We start from the raw sequence: 22,865 nt of genomic DNA, 5'->3' as shown, positions 1-22,865 counted from the left end.
TGTCCACGTTTACAGTTTAAAGCTTTGTTAAGTTTGATAAAATTTAGATAAAGTAGCTATAAAAAAGCCCTTGTAAAACAAATTACAAGGGCTCCTACACACAACCTTTATTATAGCTTGTAGCTAAAGCCTAACAAGTAAGTACGACCGTAATCTTGGTAGTCACGAACTTGTAGCGCGTTATCGCCAGAAAGCGATGTAAACGGCTCTTCTGTTAAGTTTTGAACTTGGAACTGAATTGATAACCCTTCAAGGCTTTCAACACCGGCCTCACTAAAGTCGAAGCCAGCTTGGATGTCCCAAATTGTTTCGCCTAAGATATCCACTTGCTCGGTATCAAAACCTAGCCCGTATACATCACCTTTAAAGGCACTACGTTTACGCATGCTGGTACGCAGTTGAATACCATTCATTTCGTAGTAAACCGTTAAGCTTTGAATTTTATCAGACAGACCCGGTAGCTCGTACTCATTACCGTTTTGATCTTCAATATCAGACTCAATACCGGTATGGCTTGCAATTAAACCAAAGCCTTCTAGTGATGGGTGGAAAATTTTAAATGGTAACGCTAGAGATAGCTCGTAACCGTATAGGTCGCCGCCACCGCCATTTACTTTACCACTGCCAGTACCTTCAGATGTAGCTGGTATTTCACCTGTTGATGGGTCAGCAACGCCCGACATATCAATTTCGTATGTGCCGTCAAAAATCCACTGGGTTAAGTCTTTATAGAAAAACGCAGCAGAGAAGTAACCTTCATCGCTAAAGTAGTTTTCGTACGTCAAATCGTAACCAGTTGCTTCTTTAGGTTCTAGGTTAGGGTTACCACCCGATACAGACCAAAAGTTACCATTTTCATCAGGCGTTGTGTTGTATGATGCATCAATAGATGAGTTCATTTCGTCCAAACGGGCGCGTGAGATTGTTTTAGCTGCACCAAAACGCACTGTTTGCTGCTCATCAATCGCAAGTGATAAGTTCAAACTTGGTAAAACGTGTGAATAATCGTGGCTAATATTGGTAGGTGATGCCACAACAATGCCATCTACAGTACTAAATGCATTACCTTGCGATGACTGATCAGTGTGGACGTAACGTACACCTATATTACCCGTTAACGCTAAGCCGCTTACTTCTGCATTAATATTAGCTTGTGCAAACGCAGAGGTAATTTCTTCTTTTACGGTCCACGATTTAGTTAAATGGCTCGTATTTGTTAAGCTTTCATCTAGTAAGTCGTAGTAGCCGTCATTAACAAGACCATTTACATTGTAGGCAATCATGTCACCCATGCCAATAAAGTCTAAATCAACGCTGCCCATTCGATACTGCTCTGGCACGGTAACTAAACCCGGGTTATCAAGTGAAAACCCAGATAACGTCATAAAGAAGCCCTGCGAATCTTTGGTTTTTTCGCGCTCTTTATAAGACATACCAAATTCAATTGAGCTAAAGTACTCGTTTTCTAATACTTTAGATGCCGCTAGTTTTAACGTAGATAACTCATCTTCAATTGTAGGTGCATTAATGAAGCCATCTTGCGCTTGGTTTTCATACTCGGTGCCGGTTAAGCCATATTTATCATTTAAAGCAGAGCTTGCACCCCATGATAAAGGACCACCTAATTGTATTAAGCTGTAATCGCTGTAATCTAAATCGTGAGTAAACGTAGCACCTGTATTACCACCGTTAAATGTGTAACCAAGGTTATCTGCAACACCGCGAGCATCGCCTCGACCTGTTCCAGAGTAGCTCTCAAGGCTCCAAATTTTACGGTCTACTTGAGAGTAACTTGCATCAAACTCTACTGACCACGAGTCATCAATATCGTATTTAGTGTTAAAGCCAAACGCGGTTAATTCTGCTTCACGCTCTTCGTAGTCGTTACGCACAACCGCACGTTGGCCATTTGTTACCGCACTGGTAATAAAACCACTTGCGTCATCTACAGCTACGCTTGCAGGGTCAATCGAACCTTGACCCCATGCGAATGGAATTTCGATACCACGTAAGATTTTTTCGTCTGTAAAATCAACATATAACGCATCAAACGTCATGTTTAATTTGTCTGTAGGCGCGGCCTCTAGTACGAGCATTGCTGAGTCACGTTCAAGGGTTGATGAACGTACAAATGGTTTTGCACCCCCTAATATAGAGTACGTTTGACCATCATCAGCAGTAAATTCAGGGTAACCCCAAGCGTTCCAACGTTTTTCTTGATTTGGAGAGCTCATGGTATTTAGTGCAAACGCAACACCTATGGTGTCATCTGCAAATTGATCAATGTATGAAATAGTACCGCGGTAACCATCGTCGTTACCGTCTGGGTTTAGTTTATCAAAGCTAGTTTGCTCGTACTGGCCATTAACTTGAAATACACGCTCGCCTTTACTTAAAGGACGTACGGTTTGCATGTTAATAACACCGGCAATACCTTCTGCTTCAATACTTGCATTAGGTGTTTTATATACGGTAACGCCGCTCATAATTTCTGATGGGTAAAGGTCAAACTCTACGCCGCGGTTATCGCCAATAGAAACTTGCTCGCGGCCATTAAATGTGGTGCCACTTTCGTTTTCACCAAAACCACGAATTGATACTCTACTTGCGCGACCATCTAGGCGCTGCGCCGTTAAACCTGGTAAGCGTGCAATAGACTCAGCAATAGACGAGTCAGGAAGTTTACCTATATCTTCAGCTGAAATTGACTCAACGACTTGAGTAGAAAAACGCTTTGTGTTGATTGATTCTACAACACTGCCACGAAAGCCTTTTACTTCGATAACCTCAACGTCATCATTTTTAACTGTATCTTCTTGTGCTGCTACAGAGGCAAAGCTTGCTAATCCTGCAGTAGCCATTGCCAACGTTAATATACTTGGTTTGAACATAGACATGATGTTTTTCCCGTTACCCATATTGTGATACTCGCTTCTTTATTTGAGTGATAGTCAAACAGGCGAGCTAATTTTGTTGTCAGCATCAATATTAACGCTCGAATTATTTTATTAACAACTTTATGCATACGTATTCAGTACTATGCAAAAGGCTAAAAGTTAACAATGAGTTCACAAATAAAACTTTAACCCACTGTTTTAAATAGTTTTATATTGGTGCAACCTAGTGATTTATTATCATTATAAAAATACATCAATTATTTAACTGAAATCCCTTTGTCATTATTTGTAAATAGCGTTAATTAAAGGTTTTTTATAAATTTACACGCATATCTTTTGTAAAGATTACCAGGTTAAATTGGTCTGACCAAAGAGTGGAATCACCAAAGCTGTGCAGCCCTTTAAAAATAAGCACCAAAATAGTCAGCTGTTTTAGTTACACTTAAATAAACATGATTGGTAAAAGTGCTGCAGCGGTTTTTATGGGTAACTTTCTGCTTAGCTAAAACCGCTTTTATGTAAGTAAATTAGCTGCATACGTATGCAGACTTTTTACAGAGCAGCACCCTTCACGTATGCTTTTTGAAAATTTAGTGATTGTTTCAATCAAACTAATAACAATATAAATACTGTGTGGAACGACGGAGAAAAGCATGGCCCAACAGCAGTGGTATAAAGGTGCGGTTATTTATCAGGTTTACCCGCGAAGCTTTCAAGACAGCAATAACGATGGTATTGGTGATCTTAAAGGGATAATTAATCGCATTGATTACATTAAAAGCTTAGGCGTTGACGCTATTTGGATTTCTCCTTTTTTCAAATCTCCAATGAAAGATTTTGGCTACGACATAAGTGACTATCGCGATATAGACCCCATATTTGGTGACCTAAACGACTTTGATGAGTTAATAGATCAAGCACATAAACGCGACATTAAAATTATTATTGACCAAGTGTTAAGCCATACATCAGACCAACATCACTGGTTTTTAGATAGCCGCGAAAATCAAAACAATGATAAAGCTGACTGGTACGTATGGGCAGATGCTAAAGAAGATGGCACAGCGCCTAATAACTGGTTATCTATTTTTGGTGGCGGTGCTTGGCAATGGGAGCCTCGTCGCGGTCAATACTATTTACATAACTTTTTAACCGAACAGCCTGATTTAAACTTTCATAACCCAGATGTAAGAAAAGCTGTTTTAGAAAATGTAGAGTTTTGGCTTAAAAAAGGTGTAGATGGTTTTAGATTAGACGCTATTAACTTTTGCTACCACGATGCACAATTACGTGACAATCCTGCAAAGCCTAAAGATAAACGCCAAGGCCGTGGCTTTAGTGAAGATAACCCATATGCTTTTCAGTACCATTATTATAATAACACCCAACCAGAAAACATTGAGTTTATGCAAGACATACGTGCACTACTTAATAAATACCCGGGTACTGTATCACTTGGCGAAATTTCATCGGAAGATTCATTGGCAACAATGGCAGAATATACCCAAGGCGGTGATAAGCTGCATATGGGCTACAGTTTTGAACTACTCACGGATGATTATTCAAGTGAATACATAAGAGAAACCGTACAGACCCTTGAGCAACGCATGACTGAAGGTTGGCCGTGCTGGGCGTTTAGCAACCACGATGTAGAGCGTGTTGCGAGCCGCTGGAGCCAAAATGGTGAAATAAACCCAGCACAATGCAAAATGCTTACAGCCCTACTTGCTTCATTACGTGGTAGCGTATGTATGTACCAAGGTGAAGAGCTGGGGCTAGGTGAAGCCTCTGTAGCATTTGAAGACCTACAAGACCCATATGGCATTACCTTTTGGCCAAACTTTAAAGGTCGCGACGGCTGTAGAACGCCAATGCCATGGGAAGGTAACAACATACAAAACGCAGGATTTAGTGCTGCTAAACCGTGGTTACCGGTTGGTAGCGCGCATACGCAGCAGGCTGTGTCTGTACAAGATAAAGATGCAAACTCTATACTTAATGCCTATCGTGAGTTTATGGCATGGCGTAAACAGCATACTGTGTTATTAGCAGGCGATATTAATTTTATTGATACTGCTGAGCCTATCCTCGCTTTTTACAGAACGCTAAACGAGCAAACTATGTTATGTGTGTTTAACTTAGCTGATAGCAATCAAACATTTGAGTTGACTAAAACAGTGACTGAGGCGCATGACTCACTATCTCATTGTAATGCTACTTTAGATGGTAATAAGCTAAACATGAATGGTTTTGACTGTTACTTTGCTTTTGTAAAATAAGAACGCCCTGACTTATAATGCTCAAAAGCCCGATTTTATCGGGCTTTTTTGTGTGCTCAAATAGTGGGACTGCTATAGCCGGTATTAAGACGAAATACAGGCCACCAAACCACTAACTTAACCTTTCTAATGTGATTGTGTTTTACTATTTAAATAATCAGTGAGCGCAAATAACACGCCAGAGCTTACAAAGGTGACATGGATAATCACTTTCCAAAATAGCTCCTCACTTGAATGAATATTAGAATTAATAAATACCTTTAAAAGCTCAACCGCAGATATGGCAACAATTGCGCTAATAAGCTTCATTTTTAAGCCAGAGAAAGCTACTTTTCCCATCCATGACGGCCTATCTTCGTGGCCCTCTATATTAAGCTTTGAAACAAAGTTCTCATAACCACTAAAAATAATAATAAGTAATAAACCAGCCAGTAAAGCGGTATCAACGAGGGTAAGTATACCCACTAATAACTCTTGGTTTGTTGCACTAAAAGTGGCAATACCCATTAAATAAAGTTGCTTAAAAAACTTTATTAATAGCAATATTACAGCAAATAGTAGGCCTACAAAAAACGGGGCTAATAACCAGCGCCCTTTAAATATAAACGACTCTAAGCCCTGCTCTACTTTGTGTATTTTACGAGGCGTACTGGTTGGTTTTGCTTGGTGTTCTGACATTAATCTATCTTTTTATAAAAAAGCGACCTTAGCTTATAATTTATTACAACACAATTACTTATATAATTATTTAAGCGTAATTTACTCATCTTGACGATAAAAATTTTTCGTTATCTTTTATTTTAATTTCGATTAAAAATCACTACACCAACAGAGTTGTTCTGCATTGGGCACTATTTAAATACAGCTTTAAAATGTATTTAAATCGTTAAACCATTTATTTAGGAATCAACAAATGAATAAAGCATTGCTAGCATTAATAGTTGCACCACTTTTTGCTGTATCTGCAACGGTTGCAATCGCAGACGATGCACCAGTAGCTTCTGCACAAACAATTAAAGAATACACAGATATGTGTGTAAATTGGGCTAAAGATGATGATGTAAGTAACGACGATCTATTTGGCTATGTTCTTCAATGCGTTAATGATGAATTAGAGTCTGAAGGCTACAAAAAAGTATCTACTGTACAAATCTAAACAATAAAAAATATGCGGCTAATAAAGCCATTGCGACGCATATAATCATAAAAAAACCGGAATGACACAGGCTGTGTATTCCGGTTTTTATTTGTCTTAGGCTAAATAAATTTTAACGTTTATTCAGCTTCTTTTTTTGCTTTAGGTTTAGCTGGCGATTTTTTTGCAGCCGCTTTCCTTTTAGGCGCTGCTTTTTTCTTCGCTTCTTCTACCCATGTACCCGCTTCGTAGTGAGCAGTCCAGCCTGTGGCTTTTCCGTCAACTTCAGTCATCACGTATTGCGCTTTATTTTTACGGCTATAACGTACTACGGCTAAATTACCATCAGGATCTTTATCTGGCGCATCAGCTAAGTAATAAAACTTAGGTGAAATACGCTCTCTAAAACGCTTTAGCTCAGCCACTTTAGGTGCTCGCGTCTCGCGTGATTTAGGGAAAGTGTTAGCCGCCAAGAAAATACCTGCAGCCCCGTCACGTAAAACAAAATAAGCTTCTGACTTTTCACATTCAAGTTCAGGTATGTGCACAGGATCTTCTTTTGGTGGCGCAGCTTCGCCGTTTTTAAGTAACTTACGCGTATTTTTACACTCTTCGTTGTTACAGCCAAAATACTTACCAAAACGGCCCGATTTAAGCTCCATGTCTGAGCCACATTTATCACATTCGATAATAGGCCCATCGTATCCTTTAATTTTAAAGGTACCTTGCTCAACGATATACCCTTCACATGCAGGGTTATTACCACAAACATGTAATTTACGGGTTTCGTCTATTAGGTAAGAGTCCATAGCCGTTTCACAGATTGGACAGCGCTTCATTTGCATTAATGTTTCAGTTTCAATGTCTTCAACATCTGCCGCAACCGCTTCATCCCCTGATACTAGGTTCATAGTGGTTGTACAACGCTCTTTAGGCGGTAAGTTATAACCTGTACACCCTAAAAACACCCCTGTAGATGCCGTGCGAATACCCATTTTTCTGCCACACGTAGGGCAGTCAATGTCGGTTTCGACCATTTGATTAAGGCGCATTCCGCCTTGCTCTGGCTCATCTTTGGCTATGTTTAATTGCGTAGAAAAATCAGCATAAAACTTATCAAGCACTTGGGTCCATACACGCTCGCCTTCGGCGATATCATCTAAACGACCTTCCATTTTTGCTGTAAAGTCAAAGTTCATTAAATCAGTGAAGTTTTCAACCAAACGGTCGGTAACAATTTCGCCCATTTTTTCAGCGAAGAAACGACGGTTTTCTACCCGTACATAACCACGGTCTTGAATTGTTGAAATAATTGATGCGTACGTAGATGGACGACCAATACCACGTTTTTCAAGCTCTTTTACTAAACTTGCTTCACTAAAGCGCGCTGGCGGTTTAGTAAAATGCTGCTTAGGGTCAAGCTCAATTAAACTAAGTACTTCACCTTCTTTTACTGCTGGCAGCGATTGATCTTCTTCATTCTTTTTACGTACCGCAGGTTGCACTTTTGTCCAACCATCAAAGCGAAGTACTCGCCCTTTTGCTTTTAGTTGAAACTCATCAGCGGCCACAGTAAGTGTTGTTAAGTCGTACTCTGCAGGCACCATTTGACAGGCAACAAACTGACGCCAAATTAATTCGTACAGTTTTTTGGCATCGGCATCAACACCTTCAACATGCCCAGAAAGTACAGTTACACTTGAAGGACGGATCGCTTCGTGCGCTTCTTGTGCATTGCCTTTAGAGCTGTAGCTAATTGGGTCTTTAGGTAAGTACTTTGCGCCAAACTCTTGGGTTACATAATCACGACACATTTCAACTGCATCTTTTGACAGATTAGTTGAATCGGTACGCATATAAGTAATGTAACCGCCTTCGTAGAGGCGCTGTGCAAGCATCATTGTTTTTTTAACGCCATAGCCTAAACGTGTACTGGCGGCTTGTTGCATGGTTGAAGTAATAAAAGGCGCACTTGGGCGGCTTTTGCTGGGTTTTTCTTCAACACTTATTACTTTATATTCGGCTGTCTCAAGGCTTTTAACTGCGGCTGTAGCCTGAGCCTCATTTACCGGCTTAAATGGCTTGTCTGCTTGTTTGGTGACTTCTAAGCGTAATTGTGACTCGGTATTTTTAACATCGGCGTGTATATCCCAAAATTCTTCAGGAATAAACGCTTTGATTTCACGTTCGCGCTCTACTAATAAACGTACCGCAACCGATTGCACACGCCCAGCAGAAAGCCCGCGCGCTACTTTAGCCCATAATAATGGCGATACCATAAAGCCAACTACACGGTCTAAGAAGCGGCGTGTTTGTTGTGCATATACCATGTCGGTATTTAGTTCACCAGGTGTTTCAAACGCTTGTTGAATCGCATTTTTTGTAATTTCGTTAAATACAACGCGTTTATATTTTTCAGGCTCACCACCAATAATTTCTTGAAGGTGCCAAGCAATTGCTTCCCCTTCTCTATCCAAATCCGTTGCGAGATAAACTTGGTCTGCATTTTCGGCCAGCTTTTTTAACTCTTGAACTACTTTCTCTTTACCTGGCAAAATTTCGTAATGTGGCTCCCACCCTTTTTCAGGATCAATACCCATACGTGCAACTAAGTTAGTGTAATCTCGTTGCTGTTTATACGCTGCCTTTTCTTCAGGCTCCATTTTACGAACTTCAGCTGGCGTTTTAGTCGCCGGTACTTTAGCTTTGTTCGAACCTGAAGTAGGTAAATCACGCACATGTCCAATACTGGACTTTACGATGAAGTCTTTACCTAAGTATTTATTAATTGTTTTAGCCTTAGCAGGTGACTCTACAATTACTAGCGATTTGCCCATAGTTGCCTATTTCTAACCAAATATTTAAATGTGTTTTGCCGACATAAACGGCGCGAATATTTATAGGTATATCTACAAACACCTATTGTTACAAGCTTTTAATACAAACTTTTCAGTATTTACTGAATAAACAAACAATTTTTGTTGTTAAATTATACAAACCGGTGTTTTTAAAATAATTGCTGTGGAATATATAGAACACAAATAAAAAAGCCAACCTTAAGGTTGGCATTTTTTACATTCTACCGATTATAAATCGTCGGTTACGCTAACAGAAAGCGTACTTTCTAACCCAGAAGGCGCTTCGGCAGTAATGGTTAAAATACCACTAAACTGCTCATTTCCTCCATCTAAGTCTTCACGCGTAATACCAAAGGATAAACCAACAGGCACAATACTTGTTGTATTAGGGTAAGTGTAATTATCACTACCTGTTAAAATACCATTGTCTGTGTCAATAGAGATGGTTGTTTCAGCAGGCATTGGGTTGTTATATATATCCGCTATAAATACCGTAAGCCCAAGGCTAGCCGTGCCTGATGCAGTTTGTGTTAAATCTATTGCATCAACCTGACACATTATTGCGCTAGTGGGGTCGTTTTGCACACGGCGAACAAGTGGACTTGCAGGGTCGCTGTTTACACGTACCTCTGAAGCGGTTGCACCCGCGATAGCAGAACAATCATCCGCGTATGTAACTAGCCTAAAGAATGCAGTATCACCCGACATTACGATTTCTTGGTTTTGAAATACATTAACCATTTGACGACTACAAATACCTGCGGCTTCGTCTTCTTCACGACACAGTAAACCATTGTATAGGCCGTTTTGTGTGGTCCATGTACCATTGCCATCAAAATCGACAAATTCTTCAAACTCATCACCGGTTGAGTTATCACGTGAACAGGGGTCGGTTCCATCATTACAGTCTTTACCGCCATAGGTGCCATCTTCATTGTTATCGATAAAGGCTTCTGGAATATCAAATAAATCATCAAAAAAATCTTCACTGTCAAAGTAGCCGTTGCCATTCAAATCAGAAAACGTTTCTTCACCAATTGCATAAGCATGTACAGTGGCACGTCCACCTAACGGTAAATCTACCGTTAAGTCATTATTTAAAATTCCTAATGGGCATGGTAAGCCACCATCACACTTTTGCGTAATGGTATTTTCATACATAGAGTCAGTAAACGGGCGTGGGTTACTGCTGGTCCACGTTACGCTACACGTACCATTGGTTGTTGTACAACTTGGCTCTATTACGCCCCCTTCTGTGATAAAGCTAACAGCTGTTCCATCTGGCACAGGGTTGTTAAAGTGATCAGCTAGGCGAGCATTAACCGATACCGTATTACCATCAACATTTAACGCATGAGGGTTAAATATTGAACGCGATAGCGAAAAGCTATTTTGATCAGCAATGCCTGTACTAATTACAAGAATATCTGAAGGGGCGGTTACAATAACCGTATCGCCATCTACGTCTTCTTCGCTAGATGCGATAACACGCACAGGCGTAGCAATTGAGCCCGATTGAACTGAGGTAGTCACTTCACCGCTGGCATTAGTAATTGCACTGGCTGTGCCTAACGTTATACCACCAACTGCCGTTGACAGCTCAAAGTTAACCGTTCTTGAAGCTAAATCATTGCCATTTGAATCCACAAGTTTAAATGTTACTTCAGAGATTTCAGTTCTGTCAGCACCACCCGTACCTTTTAATGCAATTACTGGCTCAGTCACTTCTACAAATTGTAAAAAGCCAATATTGGCAGGTGATACATTTATAGTAGTACTAGCAGAAACCGTATCGCCACCGGTGATCACGGTAGCCGTAATTATATCCCCACCCACACAAGTAAGCGGACGGTATGTAGAGCGTGCAAAGCCGCCAATACTGGTTACTGTTTCATCTATAAGTGCTTGGCCAGAGCCAACACAACCAGATGAAAATTCAACAGTAAGTGGTGTGGTATATAGCTCACCGTCTTTTGAAATTTCAATTGAGATAAGTGCTGTTGCACCTGCAGCTAATAGCTCATCGTCTGCAACCGAGCTGCTAATAGCAATTTCAACATCTACAGCAGCAATTTGAAATGCCTTAGTTAAATCGCTATCGAGCACTGACACAGTAATTTCACCGGCGCCTACATCTTGACCAGGAACTATATCTAAAAGTGCGATACCATTTACATCGGTAATAGCCGTGCCAGTTGAAGGTGTGATTGAGCCAATTGTTGTACTCGCTGTTACTAGAGTTTGCGTAAGAGGAGTTGTCGAATTCTCGTTAGTCACTTCGATATAAAGAATCGCCGTTGAATCACCTGAGATACTAGTTACTAGATCACACTGGCTTGCATCTCTTTGAGATTTAAAGTCTGCTGGACAATTTTCTAGGATTGAAAAACTAATATCTGCAGTACTTTGGTCTGGATTTACAGCATCACCTTTTGTATAAAAACCCAGCGTTTGCTCAACACCTTCGTACTGGGCTGTTATAACGCCTGCACCTTCTACAGTACCCGAAGTTAAGTTAATTGATGCAACACCACTCTCATTCGTTAGTGCAGTACCAATACTTGGGATTAAGTTGCCTAGAGTTGATGAGAAGTTTACAACTGCCCCTTCAACTTCAACACCATCTCCGTCAAGAATAGTTGCTTTAACAACTGCGCTATCTGCGGCGCTGATTGTGCTAATTTCTGATAACGTCGTTGAAGAGGTAAGACTTAAACCGATAGAAAAGTCTAATGATTCACCTTGAATGGGCGCATCCCCTTCAGTTGTAAATGTATAACCTTCAGAGCTATAAACAGTATTTTCGTTATCGGTGTAGGTGGCCACAATAGAGCCAGCCCCAGCTTCAGTCCCTGCAAGCAAGCTAATTGTTGCAATGCCTTGTTCGTTTGTTAAAGCTGTACCATTTGTAGGGTTTATACTCCCTAAACCAGTAAGTACAAACTCAATTAATTGGTAAGCAGCGGGTTCATTATCAATTAATAGTTCAACCTGCGCGGTAACAGGGTTTAAATAATCAACACTTCGAGTCGTAGCCCCAGATGAATCAACAAGCGTTACACTCAATTGTGGATCTGTTGATTGTGCGCCATCCGACTCAAATGCAAACGTATCGGTGTAACTTTCGCCATCGACTGTATATGTTGCTGTTACTTCACCAGCTCCTGCATTTTCACCCGCGGTAAGTTCCAGTATCGCTATACCATCTGATTGGGTTAACGCTGTACCTGCTGTAGGGTTTAGTTCACCGATTGAGTCAGCAAGGGTAAAAGTAATACGCTCACCTGAGACTGCATCGCCATCTTCATCTTCTAAAGTAGCTCTAAGCTCTAAAGGAGCAGCCGCTGTGACCGTGTTTGACTCAGTGTCACTAGATTGTAAGTAACCTTTTAAAGTTACCGTGTAAGTGGATGTTTCTGTAGTAGAATCGTCATCATCTCCGATGGTGCCGTCTTTTTCGATTGTTCCACCACCACCACAAGCGCAAAGCAAAATGCTAAATAGTGTAATGCTGAGTAGTCGCGTTAAAGGCATGGACCTCTCCCTAGCGTTGTTATTATTTACTAATAGTTGTTTACCTAATATTAACCTATAACTTAGTCTAATATCACAGTTTTTTGTCACTTTTTTATGTAAATAATTCCGCAAAGGCTATTTTTTTCTGTAGTAAATATTTCCTTGCTGGTAGTCTATGGCAAATTTGAAAAAATAGATTAGGGAATATGTCTAAAATACGTTCAATGAGTTTAACTACCCGTATCATGATTGGCATGGCACTGGGTATTGCTGTAGGCTTTTTATTTCAGGCTATATTAGCTGGTGAAGACGATTATCTAATTCCTCTTGGGTTATTCTCTTTGCCAATTAAAGCTTTTTTTGTAGATGGCCTTTTCCATGTTGGCGGACAAATTTTTATTGCCAGCTTAAAAATGTTGGTTGTGCCGCTGGTATTTGTATCGCTTGTATGTGGTACGTGTAGCTTGAGCGATCCTAAAAAATTAGGCCGTTTAGGTGGTAAATCGATTGGCTTATATTTAGTTACAACTGCCGTGGCAATTACCGTAGCTATTTCACTGGCGTTATTATTTAACCCAGGTCAAGGCATTGCACTGCCATCAGATGCAAGCTTCAATGCTAAAGAAGCCCCAACCTTAGCGCGAGTGATTATCGATATGTTCCCTACTAACCCATTCGAAGCGATGGCTAAAGGGAACATGCTGCAAGTTATTGTGTTTGCGCTTTTATTTGGTGTATCAATGGCGCTAAGTGGCAAAGCAGGTAAACGTGTAGCCGCAGTATTTGAAGATTTAAACACGGTTATTTTAAAACTAGTAACGCTACTAATGAACATTGCACCTTACGGTGTGTTCTTTTTAATGGCTAAACTTTTTACCACTATCGAAATGGGATTAATACTCAGCCTAGCTAAGTACTTCCTTGTAGTAGTGGCGGCCTTATTAATTCACGCATTTATTAATTACAGTATTATTTTAAAAGTATTAACAGGTCTTAACCCGCTTACCTTTTTAGCTAAAATGAAACACGCGTGTTTATTTGGTTTTAGCACTTCAAGCTCAAGCGCGACTATGCCTATTACACTTGAAACTGCGACCAAAAAACTCGGCGCTAATAACTCGGTTGCCTCTTTTACTATTCCGCTAGGCGCTACCATTAACATGGATGGCACAGCTATTATGCAAGGCGTGGCAACAGTATTTATTGCACAAGTGTTTGCTGTTGATTTAACGATTTCTGATTACTTAATGGTTATTCTAACCGCAACGCTTGCCTCGGTAGGCACTGCGGGCGTGCCTGGTGTGGGTTTAATCATGCTTGCAATGGTACTTAACCAAGTAGGTTTACCAGTAGAAGGGATTGCAATTATTATTGGTGTTGACAGATTGCTCGATATGACGCGCACAGCCGTTAATATAACGGGTGACTGTATGGTAACTTGTGTGGTTGCTAAGTCAGAAGGTCAATTAGATGAAACAATATTTAACGACCCGAACGCAGCTAAAGACTTAGAAGATTACCACAAATCTACTGAGTAATTATTTAAGCCCATAAAAAACCCTTGCTAAGCAAGGGTTTTTTATTACTTTTAATAACGTTTTATGGGTTCATTGCTTTAAAACGCGACATTAAATTAACGCCTGCTTTATTTACAGAGCTACTAAGCCCAATTGCTAACTTATCACTTAATCCTTTCTTAATTTTGTATTTTACTTTGTATATTTGACGCTCAGATTGCTGTTCTAATAACGCATCATCACTGGTTTTAATTACATCAACTAAGCCCTTTTCAATTGCTTGTGTTGCAAACCAGTGCTCGCCCGTTGCCACATTATCAATATTAAGTGTTGGCCTTTGACTGCTTACAAACTCTTTAAACAAACCATGTGTTTGCTCTATTTCATCACGAAACTTTTCGCGGGCTTTATCTGTGTTTTCGCCGAACAAGGTTAACGTACGTTTAAATTCGCCTGCTGTAATTTGCTCAAACTCTACATCGTTTTTCTTTAAAATTTTATTAAAGTTAGGTATTTGTGCAATTACACCAATAGAGCCAACTATAGCAAAAGGAGCCGCTAATATTTCATCGGCCACACAGGCCATCATGTAACCGCCACTCGCTGCTACTTTATCAATAGAAACCGAAAGCTTAATTCCTGCAGTTTTAAAACGCTGTAATTGCGATGCAGCTAAACCATAGCCATGCACCACGCCGCCCCCACTTTCTAAGCGAACTAATACTTTATCTTTCTCAGGATTAGCGATGGCAATAATTGCGGTCACTTCTTCGCGTAGGCTTTCAACTTCATGAGCGTCCATACTACCTATAAAGTCAATAACATATAGGCGTGGCTTCGGCTCATCATTTGCCGCTTTTTTAGACTCGACTTTTTGCGCTTTATGATGCGCTTTTAACTCTTTTTTAGTTAAAGTATTTTCTAAAAAGCTGTGTTTTAAGTCATCTAGTTGCTCAGACAAATCGTCTATTTCTATGGCTCCTTTTTTAGCTTTAGGCTTTACTGCTGAACCCACAATAAGGGTTAAAATAATTGCAATAGCAATAACAAAGGTAACCGTTTTAGCAAAAAACAAACCGTATTCGTATAAAAATTCCAACTGGTCTCTCCATTTATAAATTTAAGCTAATTTATCATGCTTTATAACAAAAAAAAGCCACTAAACAGTGGCTTTTCAAGGTTAATAAGGTATTTGCTGATTAATCAGTCACAACCTCTGGGTTACTGACTAATAACATACGCCCGCGTGCAGCTAAATAAGTAGCTACTTGGAGCTGCATTTCAGCGTTTGCTGCTGCACTGCCCTCAACAGTTGCCGCTTGGGCGTCGTCTTGTGCTGGCGTTAAAATTGAGCCATGGTGCCCTTTTGTAAATTTCACCAAATAACTCGCCGGGGTTTCACTTAGTGCTTGTGAAGTGCTTACTGTTTCAAGCCCCATTAATGTTGCTAACGGAATTGTGCCCGATATAGGGTTATTTGCTGCCGCTGGCGGAATTACTTGGTCTGGTTTGTTATCTGCGCCATCGCCTACAACTACATTAGTGTATACAGGGGTACCTAATGCATTTATCGCTGCTGCGTAATTTGTTGGGTCTCCGCTATCAAGTGCGGTTTGCGCTGCAAAAGCAAACTCGGTCATTACCGCTTGAATGTTAGCAAGTTTTGTAGTTTCCCCTGCCGTAGTAAGTGAGGTTACATACGCCTGGTAGCCACAAGTTAAAAACGCTTCCATATCTGGTAATAATGTACCACAGTTTGAAATAGCATCTGCTTGTAAAAACTCGTTGAACTCTTGCGATTCTGCTGTACCAGCTTGCGATAATACAGAGCCTTGAATAAATGGCCCAAACGCAGCCGATTCAAGTAAAAAGCTTGCTATACCGCCACCGCCACTGGCAAGTGCTACCGTGTTTACCTTAAATAATGGGTCAACTGTATCTGCAAGCGGAGTATTAGCCTGAGCTATAAATGCAGGTGCAACAATAGAGCCTAAAGAATGCCCTACATAGGTTACATCTTGTGCGTTAATCGTCGCATCATTAATAAAGTTTAAACCTAAGCGTAAGCCTAATAAATCTGCTGATGATTGACGCAAGCTATCACGAGCCACTAACAACGAGTTTAAGTTCATGTAACTTAGTACTGAGCCCGTCGTCGCATTAAAGTCATCTGTCCCATCAGCATCAACATCTACACCACGCTCACCATGGCGAGGATGGTCAATCGCCGCTGTGGCAAAACCTTGAATTGAAAGTTGTGCAGTGAGTGCCAACATGCTTTCTTTGTCTGTTGTTATACCGTGTTGCATAATAACAACTGGCCAACCAGTTTCTGGCATTTCAATTGGATCAAGACCTTGTGAATCACGAATAAAATTAATAACCGGTAAAATAGGTTTGGTTATTTGCACTGGCACATTCGCCATGCTTTGCACTTTAGGAATAGAGTTATACTTAGTTAAATGACGCGTAGTGTCTAAACCTAAATCACGCAACTGTCCGTCACTTAACGCAGCACAAAGCCCATCATTATCGCTAATTGGCTCTGCAGGGAAAGCTTCGCCTGCTGCAGCTTTGTAACCTAAAACAGCTACCGCGTTGTCACACATACCTTGCCAATATGTATCATTTAAATCACTTATTTCAGTGCCTGTTGGGGTGCCTAAATACATAGGTAACATAACGCTACCTTTTAAATATTGCACACCAGAGAACGCATCCGATACGCTAACACCCGCAGCTGCAAATACTTGCTGCACATTTACCATTGCTTGTTCAGGTACACTTACCATTGGTGTTGGCAAAGCATCATTTTGTAAGCTAGCTGCCAGTAAGTTTTTAATTGTGCCAAGCACAGGACCCGCTGATTGAATGGTCATAGCAGCAGAAAATATAATATCATCTTTAGTAATATCACCTGAGCTTACAACCACATTCTCATAGCTATTTACTGCCGCTTGAAGACCAAGCTGAGCATCAGTAATTAATGGCGCTTCTTCACTTACAGAAGCGTAAGTAGAAGAAGGCTGAATAGAACGCCCTTGAGAGTCTTTTAATCCAGTGGTTAATACATTTATGTATGAACTTCCTGGTGTGAAAGGTTTTAATGGGATAATAGCAACTGCGTCGCCTGAGGCTTGAGAAATAAAGTCTACGCCGTAGGTTAATTCACCTACCAATTTACACGCTGAACCAGCTGTAACAACAGCACATTCTGCATCAGTTAAGCTTGCGCCCATAACCACTTCAAAAATTCTTACTGTACCAGGCGACGCTGCAGAGGTTTCATCAAGCGATACACCTGTAGGGAAAGTTAAATCAATTTTGTAAGGCACTTGCGATGACCAGCCATCTAACGCACCTAGCGCTAATTGCGGATCTGCATAAGCAGTGCGAGGCACAGAGACGTTATCATCGTCTAATTCACCTGGAATATTAATTGTGCCGTCTTGAGTGCCGCTCATTAATAAATCGTTAGGGACAGATAAAACCCCATTCGCAGGGTCAAAGGTCACCGTGGCATTAGGTATTATGGTTGCAGTATCGTTTTTAACATCTTCTAATGTTTCTCCGCCGCCACAACCTGCTAACGCAGCTGTAACCGAGAGTGAGAGTAGCATTTTTTTCATATTGTTGGCTCCGCACATATCTTTATTTTTATAGTGTGTTCGTTCAAAGTAAGTGTGTTTAATCAGTGTAGTAAAGTTAAAACAATGTAATCAGTTTATTAATGAGACATTAGACCAGTTAAACTTAACGTAAAGTTTATAATTCCGCCACCTAAATTTTCAATAAATTCGATTACTTGACGATTTGCTATGTTAAAATCAAAAAAATTTTATAAATTGGTATTTATATGCAAACTTATCAAGCAACTCCAAATGCACTTCAAAATAAAGTAATTTTAATTACAGGTGCCGGCGATGGTATTGGCCGCGTAGCAGCAATTACCTACGCAAAGCATGGCGCGACAGTTATTTTACTTGGTAAAACAACAAATAAGCTCGAATGCGTTTACGATGAGATTGTCAATGCTGGTTACCCTCAGCCTGCTATTGTGCCAATGGACTTAAAAGGCGCGACAAAACAAAACTACCGTGATTTAGCAGCTACAATCGAAAGTCAATTTGGCCGATTAGACGGCTTATTAAATAATGCCGGTATTTTAGGGTCGCTAGGGCCACTTGAGCACTTTTGCTCTTCTACGTTTGAAAACATCATGAAAGTGAATGTTACTGCGCAAGCAATGATCACCAAAGCGCTATTCCCTGTGCTGCGTAAATCAGAAAATGCCTCTATTGTTTTCACTTCATCAAGCGTTGGCCGTAAAGGGCGCGAATTTTGGGGGCCTTATGCAATATCTAAATTTGCAGTTGAAGGCATGATGCAAACATGGGCCTGCGAAGTAGGTAAAACCAATATCCGTGTAAATTGTATAAACCCTGGCGCAACGCGTACCTCTATGCGTGCATCAGCGTACCCAGGGGAGGATCGCGATAAGCTTGCTACCCCAGAAGATTTAATGCCAACGTATTTATATTTAATGAGTGATGACTCGAGTGATGTAAACGGTGAGTCTCTCGATGCGCAACAAAAAAAGTAAACTACATTTTTAATTATAAAAAAAGCCGCATATATTGCGGCTTTTTTGTCGGTAATCTTTTTGTAATTATAGCTATTCACTTAATTAAGCGAGCTCTTTTAAGGCTAGAAAAACGTGTTGTTCGCTTGGCAAAAAATTCGCTATTTAGCTGTGCTAAATGAGCATTTTTTTACCTCGGTAGCGACACGTTTAGCCCCGCAAAATGATTAAGTATTATTACGGATTGGTATTACTTACGCTTAGTTTGCTTAACACGTTGGTTATGCTTTTTAACCGCTTTACGAATTTGGTTAATTTTAGCACGCTTGTCTTTGCGTTTTTCAGGCATAACCGACAGTTTAGTTTGTGTTTCGCGGCCTAATTTAACGGTTTTGCGTAAATAGTTAACGGTTTCTAAATCAAGTTCAGCCCAGCCACCTTGAGGAAGGCGCTTATCTAGCTCTAATTTTCCGTAACGAATACGAATAAGTCGCGATACTTCTACATCCTGCGATTGCCATAAGCGGCGAACTTCGCGATTACGCCCTTCGTTTAGCGTTACATTGTACCAACGGTTAATGCCTTCGCCACCCAGTGATTTAACCGTTAAAAATTTAGCCGGACCATCTTCAAGCTCTACGCCACGCGTTAGGTTTTTAATGGTTTCATTGGTCACTTCACCGAATACACGGGCTGAATATTCACGCTCAACTTCATAACTTGGGTGCATTAAGCGGTTAGCTAACTCACCATCGTTGGTAAATAACATTAAACCAGCTGTGTTAATATCTAGTCGACCAACAGCAATCCAACGCTCACCGTCTATGCGTGGTAAACGGTCAAAAACAGTACGACGTCCTTCTGGGTCTTTACGTGTACTTAATTCCCCTTCTGGCTTGTTGTACATAATTACACGACAAATACGATCGGCTTTTTCTTCAATCTTTACGCTGTGGCCATCAACACGTATTAAGTCTGTTTCCTCAACACGGTCACCTAATTTAGCCACTTTACCATTAACACTAACGCGGTTTGCATCAATGTATTTTTCCATTTCACGTCGTGAGCCTACCCCTGCGCGGGCTAGGACTTTTTGTAACTTTTCACCTTGAATACTCATTCGGATGGTTCTCTCACAGAAGGATCACTTAATAACTGGTTTATTTTACTTTCCTGTTGCGCTGGCAATGCAGGGAGTTCATCTAAACCGGTTAACGAAAAATAATCTAAAAATAATTTTGTTGTTGCATAAAGCGCTGGTTTACCAGGTACTTCTTTATGCCCTACTACTTTAACCCACTCTCGCTCAAGAAGGGTTTTAATAATTGCTGATCCGGTTGTTACGCCTCGTACTTGCTCTATTTCACCACGCGTTATTGGTTGCCTGTAGGCAATTAACGACAAAGTTTCTAGTAGTGCGCGAGAGTACTTAGGTGCCCGTTCTTGCCATAAATTACTAAGCCAAGGGCTTAAACTACTACACGCTTGAAAGCGATAGCCACTGCCTACTTCAACTAGCTTGATGCCACGTGTTTGGTAGTGGGTATGTATAGCGTCTATTGCAGTGTTAATTCGTGACATAGAAATAGCTAAATCAGCAAGTACAGTATCTTTTAAGTGGCGTTTGCTAACAGGTTTGTCTGCGACAAATATAGCCGCTTCAATGATCTCAATTAATTGTTCATCACTAATTCGACGACCCGCCATAATATTTTGCTTTGCCCTTTAAAATACGTAGCCATCTATTATGACAGAACATCGCAAAAGGGGGAAAATATATCTGCTTTTAAAACAAATTAAATGCACAAAAAAGCCAGCAATTAATGCTGGCTCTTATGTGTAGCGTATTTAGCTAATATTAGCTGTTTTTATAATGCTTTAGTGCATCATCTTCAGCAACGGCTTTACCGTATTTGCTAATGTAGCCTTTAAACTCACCTTTACTGATGCGTTTATCATTGTTGCCATCCATGTAACCAAAATGGTTTGAAATATCATCATCGTCAGCTTCTTCTACTGAGATGTAACCATTTTTGTCGTTATCTAAACTTCCAAAATCATTTTCGATTTTATCAAATTTAGCTATTTTAGCTTTAAACGCCGACTCACTTACTTCGCTGTCAGTCGCTACCTTACCGGTATTTAACTGCATGTAAGTGTTAAATTCTTTACGACTGATCTCGTTATCCATATTGGTATCAATATTTGAAAAGTGGCCCCAGATGCTATCGTCATCTGCTTCTACTTTTGAAATATAACCATCACTGTCGTTATCTAAACTTGCAAAATCGCTATCGATTTTTTCAAGGCCTTGGTTTGAGGCACATGCGGCTAAACTTAACGAAGCTAAAATAGTTGTTGCGAGTGTTAACTTTTTCATAAGACGTATCCTTGTAGTTAGTAAATGTCACTTTAACTAATACAAGTCCAATGCCAAAGTGCACAAGCCGCCAACAATCAATAGGTTACGTGTATTTAGCTTATTTTATATACATTAATCAACTACTTAGCTTTGCAATGATTGCTGCATACCTTGTAATTTTTGCAAAAAAATACCCAGTACAAACTGGGTATTATTTTAATCTACATGTTACCGCGCAATTAGATTGCTGCGTTTTGGTAACGCTTTACAAATTCAGTTACGTTTTGTCCGTTACACTTTAATGAGTTTAAGTTACCGATTTTTTGGCGAACAGGCGCAAGGCCTTGCTTTAACGCTGTGATACATAACTGTGTTTCTTGGTGTGCATCTTTTGCAAACACTTCAACTTTTGATTCAGCAGCTTGGTTAGACGTTACTTTTTTAGCAATGTCGCGAATATCTTGACCATTACATAAAACACTTTTAGAAAAACGCGATAAGTATACACCGTGTTGTGCTGCTTCTTTACGCGCTGCGCTAAAGCCTTCATTTGCACTTAATACACATAATTTAGATTCAAGTTTATTATCTTGGCTAAAGTAAGTGTTGCTTTTTGCTGATACAGACGCAGAGGCTAATAAAGCAGTAGCTAAAAGTAATTGTGTTTTCATGAGAGAGATCCTATTTGAACGACTAAACAAGTAATTTTTGCGCATTATATATTCAATAATTACGAGATCAATTGAATTTTTTATTTATTTAAATAATTAATAAAGCATTTACAATGTTTAAACTTTACGCACCAATTGATCAACATTTGCGCAGCTATTTTCTCATTTCGATCATGTTATGTAGGCTTATTTACTGATACAATTTAGTTATAAAAACAGAGTCTAATTAAAGGTAAATTTTATGAAGGTTATTTCTTTCAATATCAATGGTCTGCGAGCTCGCTTACACCAGTTACAAGCAATTATAGATAAACACCAGCCAGACATTATTGGTTTGCAAGAAATTAAAGTTCATGATGAGGCGTTCCCTCTCGAGGACGTACAAAAAATGGGTTACCACGTTTATTTTCATGGTCAAAAAGCGCACTACGGTGTGGCAATGTTATGCAAAAATGAGCCTAAATCGGTCTTAAAAGGTTTTGCCAGCGACACTGAAGAAGCACAAAAACGCATGATAAGTGTGACAGTTGAGCAAGAAAATGGCCGCGACCTAACGGTAATGAATGGTTATTTCCCACAAGGCGATAATATAAATCACGAAACAAAATTCCCTTATAAGCGCCAGTTTTACAAAGATTTAATGACCCATTTAGAAACAAACCACACGCCCGATGAAGACGTTATCGTTATGGGCGATATCAATATTTCGCCTACCGATTTAGATATTGGTATTGGTGAAGTAAACGCTAAACGCTGGCTTAAAACAGGTAAGTGCTCGTTTCAACCAGAGGAGCGCGAATGGCTTGCTAAATTATTAAATTGGGGCTTTAAAGATACCTTCAGAGAGCAAAACCCTGATACAAGCGACAAATACTCGTGGTTTGATTATCGCTCTAAAGGGTTTGTAGATAATCGTGGCCTACGCATTGATGTTGTACTTGCTACCCATGCCCTTGCCGAGCGATGTATTGATACCGGCATAGATTACGAATTACGCGGCATAGAAAAGCCCTCTGACCATGCGCCAATTTGGTCAACCTTTAAATAA

Annotated in this window: 15 protein-coding genes; 5 read left to right on the top strand and 10 right to left on the bottom strand. The window is 40.1% G+C overall.

Features of this window, described 5'->3' with window-relative positions:
• Positions 1 to 110: 110 nt before the first annotated feature.
• Positions 111 to 2,897 carry a TonB-dependent receptor gene (locus CWB60_RS11410; RefSeq protein WP_138578202.1) on the bottom strand — a complete coding sequence of 929 codons (2,787 nt, stop codon included), beginning with the start codon at positions 2,895 to 2,897 and terminating at the stop codon, positions 111 to 113.
• A 653-nt stretch (positions 2,898 to 3,550) separates the two neighbouring features.
• Between CWB60_RS11410 and CWB60_RS11405 the strand changes: the two genes are divergently transcribed.
• Positions 3,551 to 5,176, top strand: a complete 1,626-nt coding sequence (locus tag CWB60_RS11405; protein ID WP_138578204.1) for an alpha-glucosidase — start codon at positions 3,551 to 3,553, stop codon at positions 5,174 to 5,176.
• A 126-nt stretch (positions 5,177 to 5,302) separates the two neighbouring features.
• Here the strand turns inward: CWB60_RS11405 and CWB60_RS11400 are convergent, their stop codons facing one another.
• Complete coding sequence (locus tag CWB60_RS11400) at positions 5,303 to 5,854, bottom strand: TIGR00645 family protein (RefSeq protein WP_138578206.1); 552 nt, start codon at positions 5,852 to 5,854, stop codon at positions 5,303 to 5,305.
• Positions 5,855 to 6,089: 235 nt separating this feature from the next.
• Between CWB60_RS11400 and CWB60_RS11395 the strand changes: the two genes are divergently transcribed.
• Positions 6,090 to 6,332: a hypothetical protein gene (locus CWB60_RS11395; protein ID WP_004587793.1), complete on the top strand. Its 243-nt coding sequence runs from the start codon at positions 6,090 to 6,092 to the stop codon at positions 6,330 to 6,332.
• Positions 6,333 to 6,451: 119 nt separating this feature from the next.
• Here the strand turns inward: CWB60_RS11395 and topA are convergent, their stop codons facing one another.
• Both topA and CWB60_RS11385 read right to left on the bottom strand, forming a co-directional pair.
• A complete protein-coding gene (topA, locus tag CWB60_RS11390; RefSeq protein ID WP_138578208.1) occupies positions 6,452 to 9,148 on the bottom strand; it encodes a type I DNA topoisomerase in 2,697 nt (898 codons plus the stop codon).
• A gap of 249 nt (positions 9,149 to 9,397) precedes the next feature.
• On the bottom strand, positions 9,398 to 12,703 hold the full coding sequence (locus CWB60_RS11385) for an Ig-like domain-containing protein (protein WP_138578210.1): 3,306 nt from the start codon (positions 12,701 to 12,703) through the stop codon (positions 9,398 to 9,400).
• Positions 12,704 to 12,891: 188 nt separating this feature from the next.
• Between CWB60_RS11385 and CWB60_RS11380 the strand changes: the two genes are divergently transcribed.
• The gene (locus CWB60_RS11380; RefSeq protein WP_004587790.1) at positions 12,892 to 14,223 is read left to right on the top strand and encodes a dicarboxylate/amino acid:cation symporter; all 1,332 of its coding nucleotides are present in this window, start codon (positions 12,892 to 12,894) and stop codon (positions 14,221 to 14,223) included.
• A 61-nt stretch (positions 14,224 to 14,284) separates the two neighbouring features.
• On the opposite strand, the gene sohB is transcribed toward CWB60_RS11380, so the two are convergent.
• Positions 14,285 to 15,301 carry a protease SohB gene (gene sohB / locus CWB60_RS11375; protein ID WP_064385519.1) on the bottom strand — a complete coding sequence of 339 codons (1,017 nt, stop codon included), beginning with the start codon at positions 15,299 to 15,301 and terminating at the stop codon, positions 14,285 to 14,287.
• Positions 15,302 to 15,401: 100 nt separating this feature from the next.
• Complete coding sequence (locus CWB60_RS11370; RefSeq protein WP_138578212.1) at positions 15,402 to 17,831, bottom strand: VolA/Pla-1 family phospholipase; 2,430 nt, start codon at positions 17,829 to 17,831, stop codon at positions 15,402 to 15,404.
• A 227-nt stretch (positions 17,832 to 18,058) separates the two neighbouring features.
• Between CWB60_RS11370 and CWB60_RS11365 the strand changes: the two genes are divergently transcribed.
• Positions 18,059 to 18,805 (top strand): YciK family oxidoreductase, encoded by a 747-nt coding sequence (locus CWB60_RS11365; RefSeq protein ID WP_004587787.1) that lies wholly within the window; start codon positions 18,059 to 18,061, stop codon positions 18,803 to 18,805.
• A 229-nt stretch (positions 18,806 to 19,034) separates the two neighbouring features.
• On the opposite strand, the gene rluB is transcribed toward CWB60_RS11365, so the two are convergent.
• The 4 genes from rluB to CWB60_RS11345 form a co-directional block, all read right to left on the bottom strand.
• Positions 19,035 to 19,904, bottom strand: a complete 870-nt coding sequence (gene rluB, locus CWB60_RS11360; protein ID WP_004587786.1) for a 23S rRNA pseudouridine(2605) synthase RluB — start codon at positions 19,902 to 19,904, stop codon at positions 19,035 to 19,037.
• The gene (gene scpB, locus CWB60_RS11355) at positions 19,901 to 20,491 is read right to left on the bottom strand and encodes an SMC-Scp complex subunit ScpB (protein ID WP_024034031.1); all 591 of its coding nucleotides are present in this window, start codon (positions 20,489 to 20,491) and stop codon (positions 19,901 to 19,903) included. Before scpB ends, rluB begins: the two co-directional genes overlap by 4 nt.
• 151 nt (positions 20,492 to 20,642) lie before the next feature.
• Entirely contained in the window at positions 20,643 to 21,164 is a 522-nt protein-coding gene (locus CWB60_RS11350) for an EF-hand domain-containing protein (protein ID WP_138578214.1), read from the bottom strand.
• A 221-nt stretch (positions 21,165 to 21,385) separates the two neighbouring features.
• The gene (locus CWB60_RS11345) at positions 21,386 to 21,817 is read right to left on the bottom strand and encodes a hypothetical protein (protein ID WP_004587783.1); all 432 of its coding nucleotides are present in this window, start codon (positions 21,815 to 21,817) and stop codon (positions 21,386 to 21,388) included.
• 241 nt (positions 21,818 to 22,058) lie between these two features.
• Here CWB60_RS11345 and xthA point away from each other — a divergent pair, with 241 nt between their 5' ends.
• Complete coding sequence (gene xthA, locus CWB60_RS11340; protein WP_096041844.1) at positions 22,059 to 22,865, top strand: exodeoxyribonuclease III; 807 nt, start codon at positions 22,059 to 22,061, stop codon at positions 22,863 to 22,865.

It is taken from the genome of Pseudoalteromonas sp. S327 (assembly GCF_005886415.1).
Lineage (GTDB): Bacteria > Pseudomonadota > Gammaproteobacteria > Enterobacterales > Alteromonadaceae > Pseudoalteromonas > Pseudoalteromonas atlantica.
This window is presented reverse-complemented; position numbering and strand designations above follow the sequence as displayed.

Excerpts from the sequence above, each read along its gene's own strand:
- CWB60_RS11410 (WP_138578202.1), bottom strand. The coding sequence starts at position 2,897 with ATGTCTATGTTCAAACCAAGTATATTAACGTTGGCAATGGCTACTGCA.
- CWB60_RS11405 (WP_138578204.1), top strand. The coding sequence starts at position 3,551 with ATGGCCCAACAGCAGTGGTATAAAGGTGCGGTTATTTATCAGGTTTAC.
- CWB60_RS11400 (WP_138578206.1), bottom strand. The coding sequence starts at position 5,854 with ATGTCAGAACACCAAGCAAAACCAACCAGTACGCCTCGTAAAATACAC.
- CWB60_RS11395 (WP_004587793.1), top strand. The coding sequence starts at position 6,090 with ATGAATAAAGCATTGCTAGCATTAATAGTTGCACCACTTTTTGCTGTA.
- topA (WP_138578208.1), bottom strand. The coding sequence starts at position 9,148 with ATGGGCAAATCGCTAGTAATTGTAGAGTCACCTGCTAAGGCTAAAACA.
- CWB60_RS11385 (WP_138578210.1), bottom strand. The coding sequence starts at position 12,703 with ATGCCTTTAACGCGACTACTCAGCATTACACTATTTAGCATTTTGCTT.
- CWB60_RS11380 (WP_004587790.1), top strand. The coding sequence starts at position 12,892 with ATGTCTAAAATACGTTCAATGAGTTTAACTACCCGTATCATGATTGGC.
- CWB60_RS11370 (WP_138578212.1), bottom strand. The coding sequence starts at position 17,831 with ATGAAAAAAATGCTACTCTCACTCTCGGTTACAGCTGCGTTAGCAGGT.
- CWB60_RS11365 (WP_004587787.1), top strand. The coding sequence starts at position 18,059 with ATGCAAACTTATCAAGCAACTCCAAATGCACTTCAAAATAAAGTAATT.
- rluB (WP_004587786.1), bottom strand. The coding sequence starts at position 19,904 with ATGAGTATTCAAGGTGAAAAGTTACAAAAAGTCCTAGCCCGCGCAGGG.
- scpB (WP_024034031.1), bottom strand. The coding sequence starts at position 20,491 with ATGGCGGGTCGTCGAATTAGTGATGAACAATTAATTGAGATCATTGAA.
- CWB60_RS11350 (WP_138578214.1), bottom strand. The coding sequence starts at position 21,164 with ATGAAAAAGTTAACACTCGCAACAACTATTTTAGCTTCGTTAAGTTTA.
- CWB60_RS11345 (WP_004587783.1), bottom strand. The coding sequence starts at position 21,817 with ATGAAAACACAATTACTTTTAGCTACTGCTTTATTAGCCTCTGCGTCT.
- xthA (WP_096041844.1), top strand. The coding sequence starts at position 22,059 with ATGAAGGTTATTTCTTTCAATATCAATGGTCTGCGAGCTCGCTTACAC.